This window comes from Beijerinckiaceae bacterium, assembly GCA_004564215.1.
GTDB lineage: Bacteria > Pseudomonadota > Alphaproteobacteria > Rhizobiales > Beijerinckiaceae > Methylocapsa.
In genome coordinates this window covers 2100732-2126550 of sequence record CP024846.1, presented here as the reverse complement: position 1 = coordinate 2126550, position 25819 = coordinate 2100732, and the positions used below count along the sequence as shown (strand labels likewise).

The following is a 25819-nucleotide window of genomic DNA, read 5'->3' as shown; positions in this document are numbered from 1 at the left end:
CCGATGCGCCCAATCTGGCTCCTGCTTCTTATCCCTTACCTGGCGTTGGCTTGGGTGCCTTTCTACAATAAGTCAATGCCCGTCCTGTTCGGCTTTCCGTTCTTTTATTGGTACCAGCTGATCTGGGTTCCGCTGACCTCGTTGTTGACCTACATCGTCTATTTGAAGCTCCGCCGGAATAACCGCAATGACGGCTGAGATGGATTACGCGGCGCTGGCGGTCTTCCTTTTCTGCTTCGGCCTGGTCACGGTCATGGGATTCGCAGCCGCCAGATGGCGGCGCCCGAAAACGCTCGCTCATCTCGACGAATGGGGACTGGGCGGCCGTCAATTCGGGACCTGGATTACTTGGTTTCTGATCGGCGGCGACATCTATACCGCCTACACCATGATCGCGGTCCCCGCGCTCGTCTATGCGGTGGGCGCCTATGGCTTCTTTGCGGTGCCATACACGATCATTCTCTACCCGTTCGTTTTCGCGGTGATGCCGGTCCTATGGAAGGTCGCCCGCGACAATAATTATGTGACCGCCGCCGATATCGTGCATGGCAAATATGGTTCGCGTTCGCTGGAACTCGCGGTGGCCTTGACCGGTGTCGTTGCAACGATGCCTTACATCGCCCTGCAACTGATCGGCATGGAAACCATCATTCATGCGCTCGGTCTTCAAGGAGAGCTTCCCCTTATCATCGCGTTTCTGATCCTGGCCTTCTACACCTATTCATCCGGGCTGCGCGCGCCGGCGCTGATCGCTTTTGTCAAGGACACGATGCTTTACATCGTTGTGCTGGCCGCGGTTGCTCTCATTCCCATGAAGCTCGGCGGATATGGCGCTGTCTTTCGGGCCGCCGACGCGGCTTTTGCGGCCAAAGGATCCGGCGGCACGCTGCTTAACCCGAGCCAATTCCTGCCTTATGCGAGCTTGGCTCTCGGCTCGACCCTGGCGCTGTTCATGTATCCGCACGCGCTGACCGGGATTTTTGCAAGCGCCACCGCCAATACGATTCGCAAGAACGCAATTCTTCTGCCGGCCTATTCGGTCCTTCTCGCTCTCGTGGCGCTGATGGGCTTCATGGGCCATGCCGCCGGCCTTAAACTTACCAACAGCAATGATGTCGTCCCGGCCCTGTTCAAAATATTATTTCCCGGCTGGTTCGCCGGTTTCGCGCTAGCGGCGATCGGGATCGGCGCTTTGGTGCCGGCCGCGATCATGAGCATCGGCGCGGCCAATTTGTTCACCCGAAATTTCTGGAAAGCCTATATTGATCGCGGCGTCACGCCCGCCGGAGAGGCGAAGGTGGCGAAGATCACCTCCCTCGCCGTCAAGGCCGGCGCGCTCCTCGTCATCCTCTATCTGCCAACGCAATTCGCTCTCGATCTGCAATTGCTCGGCGGCTTGTGGATCCTGCAAACCTTTCCTGCCGTGATTTTCGGTCTATACACGGGGTGGTTCCGCGCTCCCGCCCTGCTCGCCGGTTGGGCAACCGGATTTTTGGGTGGCACCTGGCTTGCGTGGCTCAACAACTTCAAACCGCTACACACGCTGCATCTCGGCGATATCAGTATAACGATTTATTCCGGGCTCTTGGCGCTTGCCGCCAATATCCTCATCGCAAGTCTCGTCAGCGCGGCAATTCGTGCGGTGCCCGCGGGCAAAAGCACCGCAACCCAAGATTGATAAGGAATGCGCTTTCAGATGATCAAATTTGTAACCTCTTTTTTTCAACGGATGTTCGACGGATCTCCCCTGGATGGGGCAACGCGAACCCTCAACTGCCGCTGCTGCATTGTTGGCGGCGGGCCCGCCGGGATGATGCTCGGGTTCCTGCTGGCCCGCGCTGGAGTTGATACGGTCGTTCTCGAAAAACACGCGGATTTTTTCCGGGATTTTCGCGGCGATACCATCCATCCTTCCACGCTCGAAGCGATGTACGAACTCGGCCTTCTCGACGATTTTCTGAAACTGCCGCATCAGAAGGTGAAGCAGCTCAAAGGCAAGATCGGCGATGTCGAACTTCCATTGGCGGACTTTTCGCGTCTTCCAACCCATGCCAAATTTCTGGCCTTCATGCCGCAATGGGATTTTCTCAATTTTATTTCCGAACACGCCAAGCGCTATCCTTGCTTCCGGCTGGAAATGAATGCGGAAGTCGATGGGCTGATCTTGGAGCCGCAGGGAATCGCCGGCGTCACCGCCAAGACCCCAAACGGAACGTTGCGGGTCCACGCGGATCTGACGATTGGCGCCGATGGACGCGGGTCTTTGGTCCGCCGGGAAGCGGGGCTCATACCGGAAGAACTTGGAGCGCCCATGGACGTGCTCTGGTTCCGGCTTTCGCGCAAGGGCGATGAGCCAATTGAAACATTCGGCCGGATCGATGCCGGACAGATCCTTGTGCTGATCAACCGCGGCGAACATTGGCAATGCGGCTATGTAATCGCCAAGGGTTCGGCCGACCGCCTCAGGGCCCAAGGCATAGAAACGCTTCGCCAGCGTGTCACGACCCTTGCCCCATTCCTTGCCGATCGCGTGGCTGAACTCAAAAGCTTCGATGACGTCAAGCTTCTCACCGTGGCGGTCGACCGGCTTCCGCTTTGGCACAAGCCTGGACTCTTATGCATCGGAGACGCCGCGCACGCCATGTCGCCGGTCGGCGGCGTCGGCATCAACCTCGCCATCCAAGATGCAATCGCCACCGCCAATATTCTTGCCGAGCCTCTCTTCGACAAGGGCCCGATCAGTGACCGGCTGCTGGCGGAGGTGCAAAAGCGACGCGAGTGGCCGACCAAGGTCATTCAGAACATCCAGCTCGCGATTCAAAGACGGGTCATCTCGCGAGTCCTCGGCGGGACCCGGAAACCCGCACCGCCTTGGTTCCTGCGGCTCTTCATCTATTTTCCGATTTTGCAGAGGCTGCCCGCGCAGCTGATCGGACTGGGCGTCCGGCGCGAACACGTCAAATCTCCCCAACGCAGGGTTGTCCAGCCCGCGAACACTCCCAAATGACATTTGCCGTGGGGCGCAACCACCCCAATGCCCTACCTTCGCCGCGTTGCTTTTATAGCTCTGCCCTGCCATCTTTCCGAACGCCGCTTGCGCGGAGCGGGGTCGGGTGTCAGCTTTCCTACTATGGTTGCCTCGATTCGGCCGGGATGAAGAGATGAACCCTTCGAGCCAAAGCCTACTGCGTTGCCCGGAAGCACAAGGAAGGGTTCCCGCCCAACCCCATCGGCGGCACGCCCGCATGATCATGCGCGGGCTCGCCGGCTTGATCACGGGCTTGTTCGCGCTTTGCACAAGCGCCGCCGAAAGAGCCTCTGCCACCCCCGCTCTTGTTATTGAATTGGAGTCCGGGGCGGTTCTGTACGAGGATCATGCGACCCAGCCCTGGTATCCGGCCTCGCTGACCAAATTGATGACGGTCTATGTCGCGCTGAACGCCGTGCGCGATCACAAGATTGCGCTCGATACGCCGCTGACCGTCTCGGCCCGCGCCGCATCGATGCCGCCGTCGAAGATGCAATTTCCGCCGGGCACCTTGGTGACGCTGGATAATGCTTTGAAAATGCTGATGGTGAAGTCAGCCAACGACATCGCGGTCGTGATCGCCGAGGGCGTTGCGGGCTCGGTCGAAGCCTTCGCCGAAGACATGAATGACGCGGCGCGCTCCTTGGGCCTCACCCAGTCTCACTTCGTCAACCCGAACGGCCTGCCCGACCCGCAGCACATCTCCTCGGCCCGCGACATGGCGATCCTTGCGCGGGCGCTGTATCTGACCTTTCCCGAGCATGCCAATCTGTTTGGCATTGGCGCCCTGCGGTTCGGCGGCGCCATCATTCAAAACCACAATAATATGCTTGGCCGCTATCCCGGCGTGGACGGGATGAAAACCGGCTTCACCTGCGCCGCCGGTTTCAACCTTGTCGCGAGCGCCACCCAAGGAAACCGCAAACTGATCGCAGTGGTTTTGGGCGCGCCCAATGTCCAGCAGCGGACCATCATGACGGCGGCCCTGTTCGATCGCGGCTTTGCCGGAATCGACCGCCCATCCGGATCTCTGATGAACCTCTCTGCGGCCTCGCAGTCCGGCCCGCCGGATCTGCATCAATCGGTCTGCCGCAAGCGCGGCAAGGCGGTTGCCGAGTTCAACACCGATTTGCAGCGAGTGATGGCACCCTTGCTCAGCCCGAATGCCCAAGCCGGCGCAAAGCCCGGCCATTTCGTCTTGACGACGATGGACGCCCTCTCCCGGCCGGCGCCCATGGCGCCCCGCATCGCCCTGGTCCCGCGTCCCTCCTTCAATCCGGTGCCGGTGTTTGTCGGCGCCCCGGCCAGCTATGGCGGCCTGGTCGCGCAAGCGCGTCCGCCTCATTCTCCCCTGGGCACTCCACCGCTGCCAGGTACGGTTAGCGCCTTCGCGCCCGTCACGGCGACGCAAACCGAGGAAGCCGGCGCACCGCTGTCCCCCGATACGCGGGCGCTGCCGATGAAGGCCCGGGCTAAACCAGCGAAGCCTGTTTCTGCGCCAACTCACGGCGGCCATCGCCATCACGTCGCCCGCGCGGAGCGCGACTTGGAGGAGTCGGAGGCTCCGGCCAAAGGCAAGAAAGCAACGAAGGCGCACACCAAAGCCGCGGCGGATAAAGCAGCCTTAAAGAAACCACCCGCGAAGGCCGCCGCCGCTGAGAAAAAAGCACCGAAAAGCCAATCCGGGAGCGCCGCGAAGGCCGTCGGCAAGGCTCAGCCCGCAGCCAAGGCGGCCCCGCATTCCGAGAAATCCGCGCATGAAAAGGCGAAGGCGAAAAAGCCGGAGAAACATGCCAAGGAGTGAGCGGCTCATTGAGCCCGGACGATCGGAGAGGCGTGGATGACCCAGCTTCACGAAGAGGCTTTGCAAAGGAAACCGCCCGCGCCCTTTCCGCTCACCATCATCACCGGGTTTCTCGGGAGCGGAAAGACGAGTCTGCTCAACCGATTGCTGCGTGATCCGGCGCTCGCCGACACGCTGGTCATCATCAATGAGTTTGGCGAAATTGGCCTCGACCATCTGTTCGTCGAACGCATCGACGGCGACATGCTGGTGATGACCTCGGGCTGTCTATGTTGCTCGATCCGAGGCGATCTAATCGCAACTTTGGAAGATATTCTGCGTCGGCGCGACAATGGCAGGATCGCTCCATTTGAACGGGTCATCATCGAAACCACCGGCCTCGCCGATCCTGCCCCCGTCCTTCATACGATCATGGTGCACCCCTATTTCAGGCTACGCTTTCGTCTCGACGGGGTCATCACTTTGGTGGATGCCGTGAACGGGAGCGCAACGCTCGACATGCGGGAAGAGGCGGTGAAACAGGCGGCCATGGCCGACCGGCTGGTCATTAGCAAGACCGATCTCCTCGCCCCTGTCGATGCTCCGGCCCTGCAAGCGCTGCGGGAACGGCTCGCGGACCTCAATCCGGGCGCGCCCCTCCTCGATGCCGCGCAGGGGGAGGCAACGGCGGCGAAACTGCTCGACATCGGTCCCTATGATCCGACGTGCAAAATTCCGGATGTAAGCCGGTGGCTGAACGCGGAGGCCTTCGCAGCGGGCGGCACGGAGGCCGGCCATGGCCATCATCACGATGGTCCGGAGGAACACCGGGAGAGCCACGATCTCAACCGCCACGACGCCCGCATCCAAGCCTTTTGCCTGCGGCACGAGCCACCTTTACCGCCGGCCTCTCTCGAACTCTTTCTCGAATTGCTGCGCACGGCGCACGGGCCAAAATTATTGCGGGTGAAGGGGATCGTTTCATTGACCGACGATCCCTTGCGGCCGGTCGTCATCCAGGGCGTTCAGCATGTCTTTCATCCGCCACTTCGGCTTGCGGCATGGCCCGACAGCGATCACGCGACCCGGATCGTTTTCATTTTGCGCGATATGGAAACAGCATTCGTGGAAGGGCTCTGGAACGCGTTGACCGGTGTGCCGGCGCCCGACACGCCGGATGTTGCAGCTTTGAAGGCCAATCCTCTGGTTCAATCGCGAGCCGGCTTGCTGTCTTGAAATCGCCGGTTCCATGGATAGCTATTAAGGACACGGAGCAAGGCCCAGGAAGGAATGGCAGTCCGCCAACGGCTTGACAAATGGCTATGGTTCGCCCGCGTCGCCAGCTCGCGGAGCCTTGCGGCCCGCCTGGTCGCCGAAGGTCACGTTCGCCTCAACGCGCGCCGGGTCGAAACCCCCGCCAAGCCGGTTCAACCGGGCGATGTCCTAACGATTGCGCTGGAGCGTCAGGTTCGGGTGCTGAAGATTCTGGCGCCAGGAACGCATCGGGGTGGTTTTCCCGAGGCCTCCCTTTTGTTTGAAGATTTGACGTCGCGCTCGCAGAGCTGATCTCGCAGTTTTGACCGCGTTATGGGCAGGCTCGAAGCCGATCTCACTGAGAGAGCCCGAACTCTCGTCGCTCCGAAGTGGATCCTTGCTGAAATGGATCAAAAACGTTAGAGCAACCGCTTCAGGGATAGCCCGAGCTTTTACCTCGGCATGCGCTCAGGCGCCGCGGTCGTTTCGGCGGATTCCAAAACCGTTGCAGGACTGTAAGCTATTGGCGTCGCGGCCGGCGCCGCGAAGGAAGATGATCATGACCTATGTCGTCGTCGAGAATTGTATAAAGTGCAAGTATATGGATTGCGTCGAGGTTTGCCCGGTAGATTGCTTCTACGAGGGCGAGAACATGCTGGTGATCCATCCGGACGAATGTATCGATTGCGGTGTTTGCGAACCGGAATGCCCCGCCGAGGCAATCAAGCCGGACACCGAACCGGGGCTTGAGAAATGGCTGACTCTCAATGCCGATATGGCCCAGTCCTGGCCAAATGTGACAATTAAGCGCGACCCGCCCCCTGATGCCAAAGCTTTCGACGGCAAGCCCGGCAAATTGGATGCTTATTTTTCCGCCAATCCGGGACAAGGTGACTGAGGCCGCCACCTTCTCGGCTTAGCTCGAGCGTAAGGTGAAGTAGGGCCATAAATCGCCAAAATTTGGGGACAAATGCGGCCAGCGGGGTTTCATGACACCCCCATGGCGCATATCTTTTGATTTTCACACATTTTCGTGCCATACTGTTTCATATCAGTCGACATACTCGGAAGTATGCGACTGTCTGTGTCATCCGGGTCTTGGAGGCTTCTCGGCGCCAGGGCAAATGTCTGACGGCGCTTGGATAATGCCTCGTTTTCTACTGTCCAGTCCCGTCTTAGACGGATGATCATGGTTTAGGAGCATCCCGCTTCGCGCCTCTCCAGGGCCGAAAATGTAGAGTTTCCGAACGGCGGAGGGTTCGTCCGCCGTTAATAGCCGTCCCGTCTCCAAAGCGGGGCAGGAAAAAGGAGCGCGCTGGTTATGGCGTCTGTCAAAAAGACCGTGAAATCGTCCAAGACAAAGCAGGTCAAGAAAGCCGGAACGCGAAATCTTAAGACAAAAGCGTCCAAGAGCGCTGCCGAATTGAAAGCCAAAAAGGCAGCCGCGGCCGCGCGGGCTCTGGCCGCTCGAAAGAGTGCGAGCAAAGTGAAGACACAAAAAACGACCGCCGCCAAGTCCCGCGGAAAGTCCGCGGCTGCGCCTAAAAAGCCAGCGGCCAAGAAAAAGCTATCTGCCGTGAAGACCGCCCCGGCCCGGGGAAATTCCGAGGCTCGCCGCGGGGCTACGACGGCTCGCGGAAAAACCGCCGGCTCGTCTCGGGCCGCATCCGCCCGCTCGGCTGCAAAAACGGTCAAAGCTGCGCGGCCGGCGAGTCAGGCCCCCGCGCGCAAAGCGGCAGCACGGCCGCAGGTGGCACATAAGGCATCACCTGCCAAAGGGCATTCCAGCCAGCCCGCGAAGCCCGCCGTGACCAAGGCGACCGAAGCACGCCGCGCGCCGGAAGCGTCAGCGGCCGGCAAGACCGCCGCCGCGATTTCGGCTGCGGCCCTGAAACAAAATGTTGCGCGTCTTACCGAGGCGCGGAAACGAGCGGCCGCGGCGTCAACCGCCCGCCCGCCCGTTATTTCTTCGAATCTCTCTCCAGAAACGAATGATCGGACAGCGGTGACCAAGAAACCTGAAAAGAAAATACCCGCAGACTTTTCTATTGAAGCTGCGAAGACCAATGTCGCCAGGGATGCGGCCCGTAATGTCACGGCGCAGCCTGCCGCCAAGAGCGTTCCAAGGCCTGCCGCCGGCAAAACCGCAGCAGTGACCGCCGTCGCGCCCTCGATCGAGCTGCGGCCGGCCGAGCCCGTGACCTCGATCGCCGCCCACGCAAGCCCAACGGAGTTCAAGCCCGGCGTCGCCCCGGCGAAGCCTGTCAAAGCCACGTCTCCGGCCAAGCCCTTATTCAGGCCGAATGAATTCGTGGTCTATCCGACCCACGGCGTCGGCCAGATCATCGCGATCGAGGAGCAAGAGGTCGCGGGCTTCAAGCTCGAGCTGTTCGTGATCAGCTTTATCAAGGATAAGATGATCCTTAAGGTTCCGTTGCCCAAGGTGGCGAGTGTCGGAATGCGCAAACTCTCCGATGCCGGCGTTGTCAAATCGGCGCTCGAGACCTTAACCGGCCGGGCGCGCGTGAAACGGACCATGTGGTCGCGGCGTGCGCAGGAATATGAGGCAAAGATCAATTCTGGCGATCTGAACGCGATCGCCGAAGTGGTGCGCGATCTCTATCGTTCGGATGCGCAACCCGAGCAATCCTACTCCGAACGGCAGCTCTACGAGGCAGCGCTCGATCGCATGGCCCGCGAGATCATTGTGGTGCAGAAGCTGACCGAGACAGAGTCTTTGAAGATCATCGAAGCCCAGCTGCAAAAAGGCCCGCGCCGCGGCAAGAGTGAAGAGCTCGAAGCCGATGAGGCCGAGATTGAAGAGGCGGCATGAACGCCCTCTGAAGAAACAAAAACCCGGCGCTCCGCCGGGTTTTTTTTGATCTGGCCAAGGCGTCAGCCGGGCTGCGGAGGCCGTTTGCAACGATCTTGAAATAATGGAGATTGTGTCCATATCGAGCATAAGCGAATGGCCGCGGGATGCCAGAGTGGGTCCCCGTTAATCAGACCGAAAGGTCTTGGCGCGTGCATTGCTTGAGCGTTCTGTTGTTACCGTCCCTCTGGGGAAGACGAACGAGGTACAAAGATCAGCATCATGCGGTGCGGCGGACGGTTCGCCTGAAAGCGGGTCTCTGCGAGACCGCACACGAGGAGATGGTTAGATGTTAAACGCCAACAAATCTGAGTCTGCCCCCCTGTTAACCAATGAACAGCTGGCAAGCCTCGGCGGCGGTCGCGTCGCCTATCTAAAACCGATCCGCTCGGAAGATGTAAGCCGGCTTTTCCCGGCGGCGCCAGCGATCCAGCCCGGACTGCAGCTTTTTGCTTTGCTCGCAGCCGACGGCACCCCGATCATCGTCACCGATTCGCGCGACGCCGCGGTCGCCAATGCGATGAGCCAGGAATTGGAAATGGTCAGCTTGCACTGATCCGATTTTAGGCTTCGCAAAAACGAGCGTTAGATTGCGAAGTCGGAACCGGGGCCTTTTTCTTCGCCCAGCTTCAGATCTTCCGCGCGCCGGCAAATGTCGTCAATGGTGATGGTTTCGAGTTCATCCAAAAAAGCCTTACCTGCGGCTTCCACGAGTGGCACAACCACCTGCTCAACAAGACGACAGTCCGTGACCGCACCCGGATCGCCGGCACCCGCGCTCGCCACCGCGTGCAGAACTGACGCCACGGTAATCCGGCGGCGTTCGCGCGCCAATTCATAGCCGCCGTGAGGCCCTCTCACGCCCTTCAAAATATTCGCACGAACCAAGCCTTGGAGCAGGGTTTCCAAACGGCGCGGTGGCAATTTGAGCCGCGTCGCCAAGGCCTTTGCGGCAACCGGCAGCGGACGTGCATGAATGGCAATATCAACAACCGCCGCAATCGCGAGGTAGCCACGGCGGGAGAGCAAGATCACGGCCCATTCTCCTCGCTGAAGCGTCCTGTCGATCCAAAGCCGCGGCTTGCGCGCGGGCTCGTCGGCAAGTCTTCGTGTTCGACGAGAAGAGCCCGCGTAAGCGGCGCAATGACAAGCTGGGCGATCCGTGCTCCCCTGACAATCTCAAAGGGCTCATCGCCTAGATTGATCAGGAGAACTCCGACCTCGCCCCGATAATCGCAGTCGATCGTCCCCGGCGCATTCAAGACCGTAACGCCATGATCGCGGGCAAGCCCCGAGCGCGGCCGCACCTGGCCTTCGTGACCTTGAGGAATATCCAGCGCAATTCCGGTCGGAACCAGATGTCGGCCGCCCGGTTCAAGCACGATCGTCGTTCCCGCCGGCAAAGCGGCGAGAAGATCGAGGCCCGCCGCCCCCGGCGTCTGGTAGGCTGGCAAGGGCAGGCCCTCGCCGTGTTGCAACCGTTTCAATCCGACCCGAATGGCCGCGGGAGAGGCCGTCATTTCGCCGCTCCAGACAAAATCTTGCCAAGTCGTGCAATGAGGCGAGCCGCAACCTCGTGTTTGGTCATCGAGGGCCAGGACTCTTTGCCATCGTGAGTCAACACAAGCACCTTGTTCGTCTCCCCGCCAAAGACACCCAAAGCGTGGCTTACATCATTGGCGACGATCATATCGCAATTCTTGGTGGTGAGTTTCGCGATCGCGTTTCCGTTCAGCTCTTCGGTCTCAGCCGCAAAGCCAACGACAAGCGAAGGCCGATCCTTCGTCCGCCGCCCGATCGTGGCCAAAATATCGGGATTCTCGACCAGCTTGAGATGCGTCGTTTGGGCGGGATGTTTTTTGATCTTTTCGGCGGCGATTTCATCGGTCCGCCAATCGGCAACCGCCGCGACCCCGATGAAGATATCCGCGGGCAGCGCCGCTTCCACGCGCTCCAACATTTCCTTCGCCGTCTCCACGCGAATGGTTTCCACGCCCGGAGGATCGCTCAGCGATACGGGGCCGGTGACCAGAACGACATCGGCACCGGCAGCGGCGGCGGCGCTAGCGATCGCATGACCCTGCTTGCCCGACGATCGATTGGCGATGTAGCGGACTGGGTCGATCGGCTCATGGGTCGGCCCCGACGTTACGATCACCCTCTTGCCGGCGAGCGCGGCCGCTGCGCCGTGAGGCCGTTCCAGCTTTTCAGGCAATGGAAAGCTCGTGTCGCCGGCCAAGGCTTGCTCGATCGAAGCGATGATTTCATGCGGCTCGCTCATTCGGCCGGGCCCAAATTCGCCGCAGGCCATGTCGCCATCCTCGGGGCCGCAAAAGATCACCCCATCGCCTTCCAGAATTGCAGTGTTTCGTCGCGTCGCGGGGTGTAGCCACATCCGCACGTTCATGGCTGGCGCGACCAGGATTTTTTTGTCGGTGGCGAGCAAAACGGTAGAGGCGAGGTCATTGGCTAGGCCGTGCGCCATCTTGGCGAGCAGGTCCGCCGTTGCCGGCGCCACTACCAGAAGGTCCGCGTCGCGGGACAATTCGATGTGCCCCATCGCCGCGTCCTCGGTCAGCGCGAAGAGATCGTCAAAGACCCTCGTCCCTGCGAGGCTTTCGACGGAGAGCTTGCTGACAAAATGCTTGGCCGCCTCCGTCATCACCGCACGGACAAACACCCCGCGCTCGCGCAGGCGGCGGATAAGTTCAAGCGCTTTATAGGCCGCGATGCCGCCGCCTATGATGAGGAGAATGCGTTTTCCCGAAATCGCGTTCATGACGCCCGAACCTTCCTTGGTGGAGATTGCTACCGCCGGTCGGCCTTATTTGAAAGGGCGTTGCCATTTGAGCCGCGGCCGCAATGTCTCGCTGCTCATGGATTTGGGGTTTTCGACGTGCGAGCAAAATATGTGGATATGCACGCTTACTCCGCCAACGTGCCATTTATTTGCGCTATTTTTACCCGGATAATATTGACGAATTTCTATCCGGGTATATATAGGGGCTTTCCGTAGCGATATCGGGCCTCACCTATGCAGGACGCTCGTCTCAAGCCGTGCACCGCCTTCGAAGGTCATCGGCGCCTCTCGTCGGGTCCGCTCGGTGACGTCGCCATCGCCGTGAAAGACGCGGTTGGGAGGGGGGCGCCGGTGCCGATCCTTATCTTCGACGACGCCACCGGCCAGGTCATCGATATCGATCTGCGGGGCAATGCCGATGCGATATTGGCAAGATTGTCGCCGGTTGGTCGGGAGATTGAAGAACCGCGCGGCAGAGGCCGCCCAAAGCTGGGCGTGGTCGCCCGCGAGGTTACGCTGCTGCCGCGTCACTGGGATTGGCTGAGCACTCAGCCCGGTGGTGCTTCCGTCGCACTCCGCAAGCTCGTTGAAGAGGCCCGGCGCGCCAACAGCATAAAGGATAGCAAGCGAGAAACACGCGAGAGAGTCTATCGCTTCATGTCGACGATGGCAGGCGACCTTCCTGCCTTCGAAGATGCAGCGAGGGCGCTTTTTGCCGACGACCCGGCGCGCATGGAAAGGATTATCGCGTCCTGGCCCAGCGATATTCGTGAGCACATCATCAAACTCGCGGGTCCCAACGCCGATCATGCACGCGCCCAGGCTGGTTAAGCTGAACGCGCGCAACATCGATCCGCCTCAACTCCCCTCCACGCCTTTGGCGGCTTCGTCGAGAATCGTCGCGATTTTTGCGATCTGCTCGGCGCCGAGCGGGCCCTGCGAAAGCCGCAGCCGCAAAGCGAGTTTGAGGTTCTCCATCGCCCGTACAATTTGCGGCGCGGGTCCGCCGCCATGACGGGCATTGATCTCCGCAATCCGGCTGAAGATCGCCTGAACCAAGGCGCTGTTGCGCTCCAGCAGCGTCTCGCCCTCTGGGGTCACCGCATAAAGCTTGCGCGGCCCGTCGGTCGACTCGACGCGAATCAATCCTTGCTCCTCAAGCAGGGTCAGGGTCGGGTAGATGATTCCAGGACTGGGTGAATAGGCCCCGCCGAGGCGATCCTCCACAGCCTTGATGATTTCATAGCCATGCGACGGCTTCTCGCTAATGAGTTTCAGGACGACCAATCGGAGGTCGCCCTGGTCGAACATGCGGCGGCGGGGTCCGAACAGGCCAAACGGTCGGTGCCCCCGGCCGCCGCCGCCGGCTCCTTCGCCGTGCGCGCAGGAATGGGAACGATGATGAAAATGCATGGGAAACTCCTTGCTAGTACAACTCAGATATATCTGACTTAGATATATCTAGATACAATGTATGCAAGGGCTCGAGAAAAGAATTTTAAGCCATGAGGCCATCGCCTTGCGTTTCCATGGCGCTCGGAAACGCTTTGCCTCAATCCAGACAAACAAAACCCGCGACCGTGACATATCGGTCATATCGCAGGCCATATTTCTCATTTACAAAAATAGGACATTGCAAATCCCGTCCTTGATCTGGTGCGAAAATGTCCTTTTTGACTCGCCGCTCAATAATCGCCGGGGCTTCTGCCTCCGCTGCAGCCGGCCTCGCCGGATGTGTCAGCTCCAATCCCAATCCCGCCATCAATGCCGCCGCGGTTGTACCGCCGCCTTCGCCCGCCCATCCCGGCGTGGCGGATAGCATCTCGCCACAGTATAGTTCGGTCTATGGCGAGGTGACCGGCGAGCCCCACGACGTTCCCGCGATCAAATTGGCGCAGATCGATTCCGCCTATCTGCGCAAAAGTGTCAGCTATGACACCAAGGAAGCGCCGGGCACGATCGTCGTCGATCCCGCCAATCATTATCTCTACCATGTGGAGGAAGGTGGCCGGGCCACCCGCTACGGCGTCGGGGTCGGCCGCGAGGGTTTCGTCTGGGCCGGGGACGCAACGATCAAGAGCAAGCAGGAATGGCCCGACTGGTATCCGCCCAAGGAGATGATCCAGCGCAAGCCCGAGCTCAAAAAGCAGTTGAGCCAGCTGCAAAGCGGGATCGGCATGCATGGCGGGGAAAGAAATCCGCTCGGCGCCCGCGCCATGTATCTTTGGCAAGGAAACAAAGACACATATTTTCGTATCCATGGCACGGTCGAGCCCTGGACCATCGGGCAGAGCGTCTCATCCGGCTGCATTCGGATGATCAACCAGGACGTGATCGATCTCTACCAGAAGACACCCGTCGGCACGCGCGTCGTGGTGCTTGGCTCCGCGGGAGCGGCCAAGGTCGCGCGCGTCTGAGCTGAGGCGGTCGCCCAGGTATTACCTCTGGCAGGCGCCGCAATAAAAGGTGGCGCGGCCTGACTGTGTGAACCGTTGCACGGTCCCACCGCAATCCGGGCGGACGCAAGGCTCTCGGTCCCGCCCGTATACCCGGAAATTATGCTGGAAATAGCCGAGCGCCCCGTCGGCCTGGCGATGATCGCGCAACGACGAGCCGCCCGCCGCCACCGCCTCGTTGAGAACATCCCGAATGACGCTGGCGAGAAGATTTGCGCGTCTATTCGGCGTGCCATCCTTGCGGACAAGACTGGCTGCGGCCCGGCGCGGCGACAGTCCGGCGCGATAGAGAGCCTCACACACATAGATATTGCCAAGACCCGCGATCAAGGTTTGATCGAGGAGCGCCGATTTCAGCGATGTTGTCTTGCCGGCGAACAGAGCCGCCAAGGACTCGCCGCTAAATTCATTGCCCAGCGGCTCTATTCCGATGTTCCGAAACAGCGGATGCGTTGCGACATCGGGATAGGGAATCAATTGCATGAAGCCAAAACGGCGGGGGTCGTTGTAGATGATTCGCGCGCCATTCGAGAGATCGAAGGCGACATGATCATGCGCGGAATTTTTGGCCGCGACCCCGGGCGCCGGCCCGTGCTGGCCGTTTTGCTCGATGCGAAACGATCCCGACATGCCAAGATGCATGACAAGCACCTCCGCGCCGTCGAGATCGGCGAGCAGATATTTTGCCCGGCGGCGGAGCGCCTCGACACGCCGGCCGGTCAGTCGCTCGGCAAACCGCTCCGGAAAGGGAAACCGCAGATCCGGCCGCCTCTGATCGACGCTCTCGAGTCGTGCGCCAACCATGGCCGGTTCAAGACCTCGGCGAACGGTTTCGACTTCAGGCAGTTCGGGCACCTTACGGGTCCTCGCTCGGGGCTGGAAACCTGCCCTTTTGCTCGTGGAATCAGTCCGTATATGCGGGTCTTTCGTTATTTTTGCCAGTAAGTTTCAGCCGTTTCCGGTCCCTAAGCCGGAAATGGTCGCGACTTGCTTGCGGACCCGGAAGCGTGCAGCATGGCGCCGGCCATCAGGAGATGTCGGCTTCTCTCCATGGCCCGCGTTATCCTTCGTAGCGCCAGGGCGTGATCAATGCTTCCATCGAGCGGGCATCGGCACGCCCCTATTTCAGGAGGAAATCTCATGTTCTCACGACGCGACAGCTTAAAGTGGACGTTGGCGCTCGGCGCCTCCTTGGCGGCTGGTGCAAAGCAGGGCCTTGTCTCCGCCGCGCACGCGGAGCCAGAAGCCGCGTTCAAAGTGCCAACGCTTGGATATGAGTTCGGCGCGCTCGAGCCCTATATCGACGCGACCACCATGATGATTCACCATGATCGTCATCACGGAGCTTATGTCGCCGCTTTGAATGGGCTCGTCGGCAAATATCCGGACCTTGCCGCAAAGCCTGTAACCTGGACTCTTTCCAATCTTGCCGATGTGCCTGAAACATTGCGTGCGCCAGTCCGCAATAATTTGGGCGGCCACTGGAACCACTCGTTCTTTTGGGAGCTGATGACGACGGGCGGCGCGAAGCAGCCGGCAGGTGAACTCAAATCAGCGATCGACACGACATTCGGCTCGCCCGCCAAGCTCGCCGAGCAGGTCAACGCCGCCGGATTGTCGCGTTTCGGCTCCGGGTGGGCATGGCTGATCGTCGATAAAAACGGCGCGCTCGATATTGTCTCCACGCCCAATCAGGACACGCCGCTGGAGCAGGGCGTCCAGCGCGTCGTTCTGGGTGTCGATGTTTGGGAACACGCCTATTATCTCAAATATCAGAACAAGCGCGCCGATTATCTCACCGCCTGGTGGAATACCGTCAATTGGGACAAGGCGGCGGCGAATTTTGCCAAGCCCCCGGCATGATCGAAGGTAGGAGCGTCCAGATCCCGAGCGCCGGCCGGCGTGCCATCTTTAATTCGCCGAAGTTTTTGGCTCATTCGCGCAAAGTTTACAGCTCTTGGCGATTTGGATCATCGTGACACTCTTTCTTTCCTATGCCGGCGCGATCTGGTGGAGCCTTGCCGTCGCGCTGTTCTGCATCACTCTTTGCTGCGGCCTGCTGCAGCCCTTCGTGCAGCGCCGCCGCTGTCTGAAGGGACAAGTCCCGCAGACGGATCCGCCTCCCGTCTCGGCGATCATCCCGATCAAGCTGCTCGACCCCGGCTTCGAGACCGCGCAAGCCTCGATGTTTCGTCAAAACTATACAAATTACGAGGTGCTGATCAGCGCCGCCGAGCAAAGTTCTCCGGCGCTCGATGCCGCGCGCCAAATCGCGAGCGCCTTTCCCGAGCGCCCCTGCCGCATCTTGCACTCCGCCAGTGAAGCGGCAGTGAGCCCAAAGCTCAATAATCTTGCCGCGCCGCTCGCCGAGGCCGAATACGATCTCGTATTCACGAAGGATTCGAACATCACGCTCGATCCGGATACGATGGCGGCCTTCGTGCAAAACTTTGTCAAGGGTGTCGGCCTCGTCGTCGCCGTGCCGGTCGCGGTTCGCCCCGAAACTTTCGCGGGACGCGTCGAAGCCTATTTGATCAACGGCCACGCGCGGCTCCTCCTCACCGCTTCAACTCTGGGCATTGGGTTCGGGGTCGGCAAGGTCATGGTGTTCAAACGCAGCGATCTGGCCAAATCGGGCGGCATCGCCGCCTTGAGCACGACGCTCTCGGAAGATACCGCCCTCTCGCAAAACCTGGCGCGGCTCGGCCTGAAAACAATGTTCGCGCATCGAACCGTTGCCCAGGAAATCGGCGTGCGAAGTCTGGCGGAGATTTATGGGCGCCAGCTGCGTTGGAGCGTGATCAGAAGAACCAACGAACGCCTTACTTTTCCCCTGGAACCGCTGGCTAGCCCGCTGCCCGCCGCATTGGCTGGCGCACTCGCGGCGCCGCTGCTTGGCATTTCCGCGTGGCTGCTATTCGCCTGTACCTTGCTCGGTTGGTTTGCGGCGGAAACCGCTTTTTCCTTATGTAAGGGCTGGGAAGTTTCGATCTGGTCGCCATTGGCTTTTCTCGGCCGCGAAATCCTGGCGCTGACGTCGTGGCTGCGGGCCTTTACGACGCATGACGTCGTGTGGGCAAAGATCCGTTTCGATGCGCGCAAGGGCGCATTGGATGAAACGCGGGGATAACGCAGATCAACGCTCAGGCGTCGACGCCGCCGCGCTCGATCTTGATAAAAGCCGTCTTGAAAACATAATCCCACCAGGGGACGCTCACTCCAAAGCCACGCGTCGGATCGCGGAAATGATGCAGCATATGGAGCCGCCGCAAGGTCAGCCCCAGGCGGCTCTTCGGCTCGCCATGATGCACGTAATAGTGAACCATGTCATAGGCGAGATAGCCGAGGATAAAGCCCATCAAAACCGGGTAGCCAAACGGCAGACCGAACAGCAGCCGCACGACGGCAAGGGCGATCAGCATGATCGGACCGCTGAGCAAGGCCGGCATCACGAGGCGCAGCGGATCATTGGGATGCACGTGATGCACCCCGTGAATCAAGAAATGGATCCGGGCTCCGAAGCGGCCGGGAAATTCGTAGTGAAAGAGATAGCGATGACCGAAATATTCGATCAAGGTCCAGATGAAATAACCAAGCGCCGTGGCAGCCAGAACGAGCCAAACATCGAAGGCGCGAAAGCTCAAGAAAGCGAGCAAGGCAACAAAGGGCAGATAGATAAAAAGCGGCATCGACCAGTGGACGCGCGACAATTTGTCTAGCACGGGATTTTCAAAAAGCCGCGGCGAGGCGCACAAGGACGCCGCCTCTGTTGCAACGCGAGATGAAGAATCGTTTGGCTTGGGCGTCATTTCTGACAAACCTCGTTGATTTGCAGCCCTTTTGGTCGCCCCACTAGCGCGCCACGTGCAGGCCCAGGCAACCCGAATTGACTGCGTATATATTTTGGTCGCCACCCTCATGCATGAAGCCGCCGGAAGCTCGCGTCAAGGTTTCGTCGCCCATCCCCGTGGGAAAGACGTTGAATAAATCACTAGCTCGTTATAATAATGCTAACTTGAGCATCAGACGGATAGTTGGCCGCGCAAGGATTGGCGCCCTAGGCGACGCGCGCAGGCTGATGGCGAGGCACTTTTAGAAAGCGCAGGCTTATGTCACGGTTCCCGCATGAAGAGGTTGCCAAAGGTTCGCTGCCGGTAAATCAGCAGCATAGAGCACTTCTGGAAGCTTACGGCCTGCGAGCGACCAGGCAGCGTCTCGGTCTGGCGAAGCTTTTATTCTGTAAAGGCAACAGGCATGTGACAGCTGATGCTTTGGCGGCAGAAGCCAATGCTTTAAAAATGCCCGCCTCCCTGGCGACTGTCTATAATGTACTCAATCTATTCGCTGACGTAGGGATCGTGCGCGGTTTGGCGATCGAAGGGACCAAGACGGTTTTCGATACCAATACAAGTGATCATAGTCATTTCTATTTCGAAGAAACTGGCGAAATCGAGGACATTAAGCTCGAAGGCATGCAGTTCGCCGGGAACGTGACCCCGCCGGAAGGCTATGAAATCGTCAAGGTGGATGTGGTCGTCCGGCTCCGCCGCAAGACCAGCATCTGAGGGTCCGCCGCGCAGGGGGCGTAGATTTGAGGCAGCCCACGCCCGCATTCGGGAGCTCCCGGTTCTAAGCCTGTCCCTCGCCAATCCCCGATGCCAAGACTGATCCGCGATCCCTTCCGTCTGCGGCCCGCAAGGCAAAGCTCCGGTTTTCCGATTGCCTCCAAAGGCAGAAGGACCTGGAGTTCCCCTCCATAGCCATGACGTGCGCCGCGCGCTATGGTCCCCCGATTCAATCCGTGACCCCTGCGACTGCTTGGCGACAAGAACCCAAACTCATGGCTGAAGAAACGCATTTCGGTTTTTCCCGCGTGCCGCTGCAAGACAAGCAAGCTCGGGTCGATCAGGTTTTTCACAAGGTCGCATCCCGCTACGACATCATGAACGATCTGATGTCGGCTGGTCTCCACCGGATCTGGAAAGATATTTTTGTCGCAAGGGTCAAGCCGTCCAAGACCATGCATTTCCGCCACCTCGATGTGGCCGGCGGGACCGGCGACATCGCCTTCCGGGTGGCGCGGGCCGGCTCGGCGCTGACCGAGATCGTCGTGCTCGATATCAATGCCGACATGCTGGAGGAAGGGCGCCGGCGCGCCGCCAAGCGGAGGTTCGAAGCAAGCCTGGATTTTGTCGAAGCAAATGCCGAGGATTTGCCTTTCGCCGACAATAGCTTCGACGCCTATACGATTGCGTTCGGAATTCGAAACGTCCCCCGCATCGAGAAAGCGCTTTCCGAAGCGCGCCGGGTGCTCCGGCGCGGCGGCCAATTCTTATGCCTCGAATTTTCGAATGTGGACTTGCCGGTTCTGGACCGGGTCTACGAGGCCTATTCGTTTCGTGTCATCCCGCTGCTCGGCCGGCTTGTCGCCGGGGATGCCGAGCCTTATCGCTACCTCGTCGAATCGATCGCACATTTTCCTGATGCCGAGCGTTTCTGCAGCATGATCGGCGCGGCGGGATTTGAGCGGCCTTCGTTTACGAGGCTTTCTGGCGGGATTGTCGCCATTCACTCCGGTTGGAAGCTCTAGCATGATCAGGTCGCGATCGGGCCGGATCACCTTCCAGAAACCTATTTCGAAGCATGATCCGAGTCGCTCGGGTCAGGCCACCCTTTAGGGAAGGCGGCGGGGTTGCGTTCTTCCTTTGGTTCTGTGGTGCGCCTTGCGCGCGCAGGTTTCGTGCTGGCTCGGGCCGGCGTGTTTAACGACGTCGATCCATCGATCTTGCCCCCCGCCGCGCGGCTGCCGCTGGCGCTGGTGAAACTCATCGCCGCGCCCAGCCGGGCGTCAAAGGGAAGCAAACCGGCGAGCGGTCTCGCCAATCTCCCCGACGCGATCAGCAAGCTGGGGCCATCCTACGTCAAGCTCGGCCAGTTCCTGGCGACAAGACCCGATGTGGTGGGCACCGCCGTCGTGGGGTATCTCGAGCTCCTGCAGGACCGGATGGCTCCGTTCCCGCGCGATGTTGCAATCGCCACCATCGAGACCGCGTTCAACCGGCCGCTCGATCGTATTTTCATCAGCTTTGGAGAGCCCGTCGCCGCCGCCTCGATTGCCCAGGTCCACCGGGCACGGGTCCGAGATTCCGAGGGCGAGCGCGATGTCGCCGTCAAAATATTGCGTCCGGGCGTGGAGCGGCTTTTCAGGCGCGATCTCGGCGACATGTATTTCGCGGCGCGAATGGCGGAACGCTGGCTCGACGACGCCCGCCGGCTCAAGCCGGTCGAAGTGGTCGACACGCTGGCGCGCAGCGTCAAAATGGAAATCGACTTCCGCCTCGAAGCGGCGGCTGCATCGGAATTCGCCGAGAACGTCGCCAAAGACACCGATTTCCGTGTGCCTTATATCGATTGGGACCGGACCACGAAAGAGGTGCTGACGCTCGAATGGATCGATGGCACGCCCCTCTCCGACGTCAAGGCGCTCGCCCACAAAGGGTTCGATCTGCAGGATCTTGGCCGCAACGTCATTCAATCGTTCCTGCGCCATGCGATGCGAGACGGATTCTTCCATGCCGACATGCACCAGGGAAATCTGTTCGTCGACGCGCAAGGCCGTCTCGCGGCGGTCGATTTTGGCATCATGGGCCGGCTCGGCCTAAACGAGCGGCGTTTCCTGGCTGAAATCCTTTATGGCTTCATCAAGCGAGATTACCGCCGAGTCGCCGAGGTGCATTTCGAGGCGGGCTACGTCCCGCGCATCCACAAGGTCGAGGATTTCGCGCAAGCCATCCGGGCCATCGGCGAACCGATCCATTCGCGGACCGCCGATCAGATCTCGATGGCGAAACTCCTCACCCTCCTCTTCGAGATCACCGCGCTGTTCGACATGAAGACGCGGATCGAACTGGTGCTGTTGCAGAAGACCATGGTGGTGGTTGAAGGCGTCGGGCGCACGCTCGATCCCAAGCTCGATATGTGGTCGACCTCCGAGCCGGTCGTCGGCGCCTGGATCGAACAGAATCTTGGTCCGGTCGGCAAACTGCAGGACGCCAGCCGCGCCGCCTCGACGCTCGGGCGGTTTGCGGTCAATCTGCCCTCGGTTCTTGTGCGGGGCGAGAATATCGTCAATCAGCTCGAGCGCATGGCCGAAAACGGCTTTGAACTCTCCGATTCAGTGATCGACAAAATCGGCAAGGCGGAAGCGCGCGGTGCACGCTGGGGCCACATCGCTCTTTGGCTGATCGCCGCGATCGGCCTGCTGCTACTGTTCCGCTGAGTTTAACCTTCGTCGTCAGTTCGACGATTAATGGGCCAGCATCAACGCAGTCGGACCGATGCCGGTCGCCTGAAAAATGACCTCGCCGTCCTTCGCCGCGACGAAATGAGGGACGCTCGGAAGCTCCGAAAAAAAGGTTCCGGCCGGATAGGGTGTGAGCTTGCTTTCATCCCATTGATCGCCGAGCCCGAAATAAAGAGTTCCCGACAACACGGTAAGCGTTCGCACTTCTTCGGGATGGGTATGCGGCATGACCTTCGCCCCAGGGGCAAGTTTTAAACGCAAAACGTAAAGACCCGGCTTTGCCGGATCGCCATAAAGAACGGCTATTTGCACCCCTCCCGGCGGCCCCGTGAAGCTAATATCCTGCGGTAGCTTGACGATGCGCGTGTCGTCCGCGACGGCTAAATTCGCTCCCAAAAGCAGGCAGGCGCTTAACAGACCGAATGCGATGCAGGCCTTCCATGGGTTCTGGCTCATGAGCGATCTCCTTGCCGCCCAGCTGACGATAGCCCAATTCTAAGGCGTTTTTCGAAATAGGACCAGCACCGAGGAAACCGGGTAGTGAGCCAGTTTGAATTTCTGCTAGTGGACCCCAAGCTGACATCACGCCTGAGCCGCCGAATGACCGCTTCGCGCCAGGAGCCGACATTCGGTCAGACGCGATGGACGGCAGGAAATGGCCTGAGCTGCCTGTCTGCTTTCGGCGGCGAAGTGGATTATGCGATTATCAATAAGATTTACGGGACCGCCCCAGAGGCCGCGCGAAGGCGGTACAGTCCGGCGGAATGCATCGGCTGAAGAAGGATCGGATCGAAGGCGCTCCAGATCCGGCGCACATCTCAACGTCGTATGTGGAGCGCAGCAATCTTGCGATGCGGATGCATATGCGCCGGTTTACGAGGTTGACGAACGGTTTCAGTAAAAAGGTCGAAAACCACGCCTACGCGGTCGCCCTTCACATGATGTATTATAATTTCGTCAAACTGCATTCGAAGCTGCGGGTTACGTCAGCCATGGCCGCAGGGGTCGCGGATCGGCTTTGGGAGATTGGCGACATTGTGCAGCTGGTTGAGGAAGCTGAGGATGCTCCGAAAAAACGCGGGCCTTACAAGAGGCCTATTGCTCTTTAGCGGATTATCACTTCTGCTCGTGCTTGAGGTGCAGGCCGCCGATGTCGAGCGGTGGACGTGTACTGACAAAATAGCATCCACAACATGGACCATTGTCGATGGTCGGATGTTCGCTGCGAAAGGAAAAGGCTATTTCACTGTGTTATCTGACAGCCCTACTCTCGTTGTAGCTTACTATCTATACAAAACATCTGATAATAAGACGGTTTCTCTTGTAAATATACTCGACAAAACCGCGAAGAAGATGATTAAGTATGATGACTCGACGGCAGTCATTTTTCACGGGACAAGCTACCAACCTTATGAAGCTGAGGCGACCGTAGCCACTTGCGTTCGCGAGTGATTTCGAACTGACCCACTACCCGACGGACGGCCCGCGCGACAGGAGCCGCTGGGAGGCGTAGGATGCCCGCTGCCGCGTTGGCGGAGAACGAACGTGTCAAAGCCCGATTTTCTCAGCCTGCTCAATCCCGAGTTCACCTGGCCCGAACCGGGCGATAGGCTATTCGTCGCACCGGGCGGGCGCGCCGACGAGGGTACGCTGGCGTCCAATGCATGGACGCGTCTGGTGCTGATGGCAGATGGCTACCGGGAGGCCGCCGACAGGCTCGTGGACGCGGTCGCCACAGACACCGTTCTCCAGGGCACCGTGGTGTACCCGGTCATCTTCCTGTACCGCCACTTCATGGAGTTGGAGCTGAAATATGTGCTGTTGACCTATGGGCGACACTTCGGCGAGGACGCGGACTGGAAGTCGCACAGCCTAACGGACCTCTGGGCGAAGGTGCGCCCAATTATTGAGACGGCGGGCAACGGAACCGGCGACGGCGGTGCTAACGACGCCGTGGAAGCCTGCATCAGGGAGATGTCGGCAGCGGATCCGATGTCCTTCTCGTTTCGCTACCCTGTCGAGAAGGGTGGGAAACCGATGGTGCTGGCGTTCGAGACCGTCGACCTCGGCAACCTGCGCAGGACCATGAGGAAGATAGCCAACTATTTCGACGGACTGGACGGGTTGTTGGACCACCTGACGGGTGCGTGAGGCCGTAGCGGTTATGGGCGGCAACATTAGACTAGGCAGGACCCTGAAACACCGACAACTGAGCGAATGACCGCTTCGGAACCCCACGTTGCGGCCGACGAATGGCTGAGATTGGCGCAAAGCAGAAATTCAGACTGACCCACTACCGGAATTCGCTCAGGCGCTTTCCTTGGCCCGGAACGCGCGCTTGCGCTCGTTGGGATCGAGCAGGCCCTTGCGCAGCCGGATCGACTTCGGCGTGACCTCGACGAGTTCGTCGTCCTCGATATAGGCGAGCGCCTTTTCGAGGGTCATCCGGATCGGCGGGGTAAGACGCACCGCCTCATCCTTGCCGGCGGCGCGGATATTGGTCAGCTGCTTGCCCTTCAAGACATTGATCTCGAGATCGTTCTCGCGGGTGTGTTCGCCGACGATCATGCCGCGATAGACCTTCCAGCCAGGCTCGATCATCATCGGGCCGCGGTCTTCGAGCTTCCACATCGCATAGGCGACGGATTCGCCATTGTCGTTGGAAATCAGCACCCCATTGCGGCGCCCGGCAATTTCGCCTTTCCAAGGCGCATAGGCGTGGAACAGCCGGTTCATGATCGCGGTCCCCCGCGTATCGGTCAAAAGTTCGCCCTGATAGCCGATCAGGCCGCGCGTCGGCGCGTGGAAGACCAATCGCAAACGATTGCCGCCGGAGGGACGCATCTCGACCATCTCGGCCTTGCGTTCGGCCATCTTCTGGACGACGACGCCGGAATGCTCTTCATCGACGTCGATCACCACTTCCTCGATCGGCTCGAGCAATTGCTTGCCGCTCTCATCCTTCTGGAACACGACCTTCGGTCGCGAGACGCCGAGTTCAAAACCCTCGCGGCGCATGGTCTCGATCAGGATCGCGAGCTGCAGTTCCCCACGGCCCGACACGACATAGGAATCCGCGCCAGGCGAATCCTCGACCCGCAAGGCGACGTTGCCCTCGGCCTCCTTGTAGAGACGGTCGCGGATGACGCGGCTCGTCACCTTGTCGCCCTCGGTTCCGGCAAGCGGCGAGTCATTGACCAGAAAGGTCATCGACAGAGTCGGCGGATCGATCGGTTGCGCCTGCAAGGGCTCGTTGACCTCGGTGGCGCAAAGCGTGTCGGCGACGTTGAACTTTTCGAGCCCGGCGATCGCGACGATATCGCCCGCCTCCGCTTCATCGATCGGCGTGCGTTCGATTCCTCTAAAGGCGAGGATCTTGGACACCCGCCCCTGTTCGACGACATTGCCCTTGCGATCCAAAACCTTGACCGCCTGATTCGGCTTCACGGAACCGGCGAACACGCGTCCGGTAATGACGCGGCCAAGATAGGGATTGGCTTCGAGCAAGGTGCCGAGCATCCGGAACCCGCCCGCTTCGATTTTTGGCGGCGGAACATGTTTCAGAACAAGATCGAATAAGGGCGCCATGTTCTCTTTGGGGCCGTCCGGACTGTCGGCCATCCAGCCCTGTTTCGCCGAACCGTAGAGAATCGGGAAGTCGAGCTGCTCGTCCGTGGCGTCGAGCGCCGCGAAAAGATCGAACACCTCGTTGACGACTTCGCTGACGCGCGCGTCCGGCTTATCGACCTTATTGACCGCAACAATCGGCCTCAAACCGATTTTCAAAGCCTTGCCGACGACGAATTTGGTTTGCGGCATCGGCCCTTCGGAGGCGTCGACCAGCACGATGGCGCCATCGACCATCGACAGAATCCGCTCGACTTCGCCACCGAAATCGGCGTGGCCGGGAGTGTCAACAATATTGATTCGTGTGTCTTTCCAGGCAATCGACGTCGCCTTGGCCATGATGGTAATCCCGCGCTCCTTTTCGAGATCGTTCGAATCCATCACCCGTTCGGCGACGCGCTGATTCTCGCGGAAGGCCCCCGATTGCTGGAGCAGGCGGTCGACCAGCGTGGTTTTGCCGTGGTCGACGTGGGCGATGATAGCGATATTGCGCAGCTTCATTTTTGTGCCGAATCCATTTTTACCGAGGCCAGCAGCGAAATAGCCATCGGTCCTACACCACCCAAATGACGTTTATTTTTAAGGATCGCCGGAGTGCCGACTAAGATATGGGGTGGCATCTTCGCGGTTGCAGCATCCCATATACGAAACAACTCAGTTTGGGAACCCGTATCGAGCGTTTGCCTGCCGCATGAT

General features: G+C 59.8%; 28 protein-coding genes. 20 read left to right on the top strand and 8 right to left on the bottom strand.

Annotated features, from left to right (window positions below):
- The first annotated feature begins 3 nt into the window (after positions 1-3).
- From CU048_09945 to CU048_09905, 9 genes are all read left to right on the top strand, one after another.
- Positions 4-198: a hypothetical protein gene (locus CU048_09945; protein QBR71543.1), complete on the top strand. Its 195-nt coding sequence runs from the start codon at positions 4-6 to the stop codon at positions 196-198.
- Positions 188-1678, top strand: coding sequence for a sodium:solute symporter (locus CU048_09940; GenBank protein ID QBR71542.1), 1491 nt, complete (start codon positions 188-190; stop codon positions 1676-1678). Before CU048_09945 ends, CU048_09940 begins: the two co-directional genes overlap by 11 nt.
- Positions 1679-1729: 51 nt before the next feature.
- On the top strand, positions 1730-3007 hold the full coding sequence (locus tag CU048_09935; protein ID QBR72832.1) for a hypothetical protein: 1278 nt from the start codon (positions 1730-1732) through the stop codon (positions 3005-3007).
- 238 nt (positions 3008-3245) lie between these two features.
- Entirely contained in the window at positions 3246-4832 is a 1587-nt protein-coding gene (locus CU048_09930) for a D-alanyl-D-alanine carboxypeptidase (protein ID QBR71541.1), read from the top strand.
- 36 nt (positions 4833-4868) lie between these two features.
- Positions 4869-6047, top strand: coding sequence for a GTP-binding protein (locus CU048_09925; GenBank protein QBR71540.1), 1179 nt, complete (start codon positions 4869-4871; stop codon positions 6045-6047).
- Positions 6048-6101: 54 nt separating this feature from the next.
- Positions 6102-6377 (top strand): RNA-binding protein, encoded by a 276-nt coding sequence (locus CU048_09920; GenBank protein QBR71539.1) that lies wholly within the window; start codon positions 6102-6104, stop codon positions 6375-6377.
- A 247-nt stretch (positions 6378-6624) separates the two neighbouring features.
- Positions 6625-6963, top strand: a complete 339-nt coding sequence (locus tag CU048_09915; protein QBR72831.1) for a ferredoxin — start codon at positions 6625-6627, stop codon at positions 6961-6963.
- 423 nt (positions 6964-7386) lie between these two features.
- Complete coding sequence (locus CU048_09910) at positions 7387-8898, top strand: CarD family transcriptional regulator (GenBank protein QBR71538.1); 1512 nt, start codon at positions 7387-7389, stop codon at positions 8896-8898.
- 328 nt (positions 8899-9226) lie between these two features.
- Positions 9227-9493 carry a DUF1150 domain-containing protein gene (locus tag CU048_09905; protein ID QBR71537.1) on the top strand — a complete coding sequence of 89 codons (267 nt, stop codon included), beginning with the start codon at positions 9227-9229 and terminating at the stop codon, positions 9491-9493.
- 29 nt (positions 9494-9522) lie between these two features.
- On the opposite strand, the gene CU048_09900 is transcribed toward CU048_09905, so the two are convergent.
- Genes CU048_09900 through coaBC form a run of 3 tightly spaced genes read right to left on the bottom strand, consistent with a single transcriptional unit; the run spans position 9523 to position 11716 of the window.
- A complete protein-coding gene (locus tag CU048_09900) occupies positions 9523-9972 on the bottom strand; it encodes an Rrf2 family transcriptional regulator (protein QBR71536.1) in 450 nt (149 codons plus the stop codon).
- Positions 9969-10436 (bottom strand): dUTP diphosphatase, encoded by a 468-nt coding sequence (locus tag CU048_09895; protein QBR72830.1) that lies wholly within the window; start codon positions 10434-10436, stop codon positions 9969-9971. Before CU048_09895 ends, CU048_09900 begins: the two co-directional genes overlap by 4 nt.
- A 17-nt stretch (positions 10437-10453) precedes the next feature.
- Positions 10454-11716 (bottom strand): bifunctional phosphopantothenoylcysteine decarboxylase/phosphopantothenate--cysteine ligase CoaBC, encoded by a 1263-nt coding sequence (gene coaBC / locus CU048_09890; GenBank protein ID QBR71535.1) that lies wholly within the window; start codon positions 11714-11716, stop codon positions 10454-10456.
- A 255-nt stretch (positions 11717-11971) separates the two neighbouring features.
- On the opposite strand from coaBC, the gene CU048_09885 reads away from it, so the two are divergent.
- Positions 11972-12568: a DUF2239 domain-containing protein gene (locus CU048_09885; protein QBR71534.1), complete on the top strand. Its 597-nt coding sequence runs from the start codon at positions 11972-11974 to the stop codon at positions 12566-12568.
- A 27-nt stretch (positions 12569-12595) separates the two neighbouring features.
- Here CU048_09885 and CU048_09880 read toward each other — a convergent pair whose 3' ends face one another.
- Positions 12596-13048 (bottom strand): PadR family transcriptional regulator, encoded by a 453-nt coding sequence (locus tag CU048_09880; protein ID QBR72829.1) that lies wholly within the window; start codon positions 13046-13048, stop codon positions 12596-12598.
- A 353-nt stretch (positions 13049-13401) separates the two neighbouring features.
- Between CU048_09880 and CU048_09875 the strand changes: the two genes are divergently transcribed.
- Entirely contained in the window at positions 13402-14154 is a 753-nt protein-coding gene (locus CU048_09875; protein QBR71533.1) for a L,D-transpeptidase, read from the top strand.
- Between the two features lie 21 nt (positions 14155-14175).
- Here the strand turns inward: CU048_09875 and CU048_09870 are convergent, their stop codons facing one another.
- Positions 14176-15048: a DNA-formamidopyrimidine glycosylase gene (locus tag CU048_09870; GenBank protein QBR71532.1), complete on the bottom strand. Its 873-nt coding sequence runs from the start codon at positions 15046-15048 to the stop codon at positions 14176-14178.
- A gap of 285 nt (positions 15049-15333) precedes the next feature.
- Here CU048_09870 and CU048_09865 point away from each other — a divergent pair, with 285 nt between their 5' ends.
- Both CU048_09865 and CU048_09860 read left to right on the top strand, forming a co-directional pair.
- The gene (locus CU048_09865; GenBank protein QBR71531.1) at positions 15334-16056 is read left to right on the top strand and encodes a superoxide dismutase; all 723 of its coding nucleotides are present in this window, start codon (positions 15334-15336) and stop codon (positions 16054-16056) included.
- Between the two features lie 109 nt (positions 16057-16165).
- Positions 16166-17323, top strand: a complete 1158-nt coding sequence (locus CU048_09860) for a ceramide glucosyltransferase (protein ID QBR72828.1) — start codon at positions 16166-16168, stop codon at positions 17321-17323.
- 13 nt (positions 17324-17336) lie between these two features.
- Here CU048_09860 and CU048_09855 read toward each other — a convergent pair whose 3' ends face one another.
- Positions 17337-18002 carry a fatty acid hydroxylase gene (locus CU048_09855; protein ID QBR71530.1) on the bottom strand — a complete coding sequence of 222 codons (666 nt, stop codon included), beginning with the start codon at positions 18000-18002 and terminating at the stop codon, positions 17337-17339.
- A 300-nt stretch (positions 18003-18302) separates the two neighbouring features.
- Here CU048_09855 and CU048_09850 point away from each other — a divergent pair, with 300 nt between their 5' ends.
- From CU048_09850 to ubiB, 3 genes are all read left to right on the top strand, one after another.
- The gene (locus tag CU048_09850; GenBank protein QBR71529.1) at positions 18303-18758 is read left to right on the top strand and encodes a transcriptional repressor; all 456 of its coding nucleotides are present in this window, start codon (positions 18303-18305) and stop codon (positions 18756-18758) included.
- 275 nt (positions 18759-19033) lie between these two features.
- Positions 19034-19783: a bifunctional demethylmenaquinone methyltransferase/2-methoxy-6-polyprenyl-1,4-benzoquinol methylase UbiE gene (locus CU048_09845; protein QBR71528.1), complete on the top strand. Its 750-nt coding sequence runs from the start codon at positions 19034-19036 to the stop codon at positions 19781-19783.
- A 102-nt stretch (positions 19784-19885) separates the two neighbouring features.
- The gene (gene ubiB / locus CU048_09840; GenBank protein QBR71527.1) at positions 19886-21472 is read left to right on the top strand and encodes a 2-polyprenylphenol 6-hydroxylase; all 1587 of its coding nucleotides are present in this window, start codon (positions 19886-19888) and stop codon (positions 21470-21472) included.
- Between the two features lie 27 nt (positions 21473-21499).
- Here ubiB and CU048_09835 read toward each other — a convergent pair whose 3' ends face one another.
- Positions 21500-21952, bottom strand: a complete 453-nt coding sequence (locus CU048_09835) for a hypothetical protein (GenBank protein ID QBR71526.1) — start codon at positions 21950-21952, stop codon at positions 21500-21502.
- 84 nt (positions 21953-22036) lie between these two features.
- On the opposite strand from CU048_09835, the gene CU048_09830 reads away from it, so the two are divergent.
- The 4 genes from CU048_09830 (at position 22037) to CU048_09815 (ending at position 23647) form a co-directional block, all read left to right on the top strand.
- Positions 22037-22273 carry a hypothetical protein gene (locus CU048_09830; GenBank protein QBR71525.1) on the top strand — a complete coding sequence of 79 codons (237 nt, stop codon included), beginning with the start codon at positions 22037-22039 and terminating at the stop codon, positions 22271-22273.
- Entirely contained in the window at positions 22261-22605 is a 345-nt protein-coding gene (locus CU048_09825; GenBank protein ID QBR71524.1) for a hypothetical protein, read from the top strand. The genes CU048_09830 and CU048_09825 overlap by 13 nt, the downstream gene beginning before the upstream one ends.
- Before the next feature lie 19 nt (positions 22606-22624).
- Complete coding sequence (locus CU048_09820; protein ID QBR71523.1) at positions 22625-22948, top strand: hypothetical protein; 324 nt, start codon at positions 22625-22627, stop codon at positions 22946-22948.
- A gap of 93 nt (positions 22949-23041) precedes the next feature.
- The gene (locus tag CU048_09815) at positions 23042-23647 is read left to right on the top strand and encodes a hypothetical protein (GenBank protein ID QBR71522.1); all 606 of its coding nucleotides are present in this window, start codon (positions 23042-23044) and stop codon (positions 23645-23647) included.
- 156 nt (positions 23648-23803) lie between these two features.
- Here the strand turns inward: CU048_09815 and typA are convergent, their stop codons facing one another.
- On the bottom strand, positions 23804-25624 hold the full coding sequence (typA, locus tag CU048_09810) for a translational GTPase TypA (protein ID QBR71521.1): 1821 nt from the start codon (positions 25622-25624) through the stop codon (positions 23804-23806).
- Positions 25625-25819: the final 195 nt, after the last annotated feature.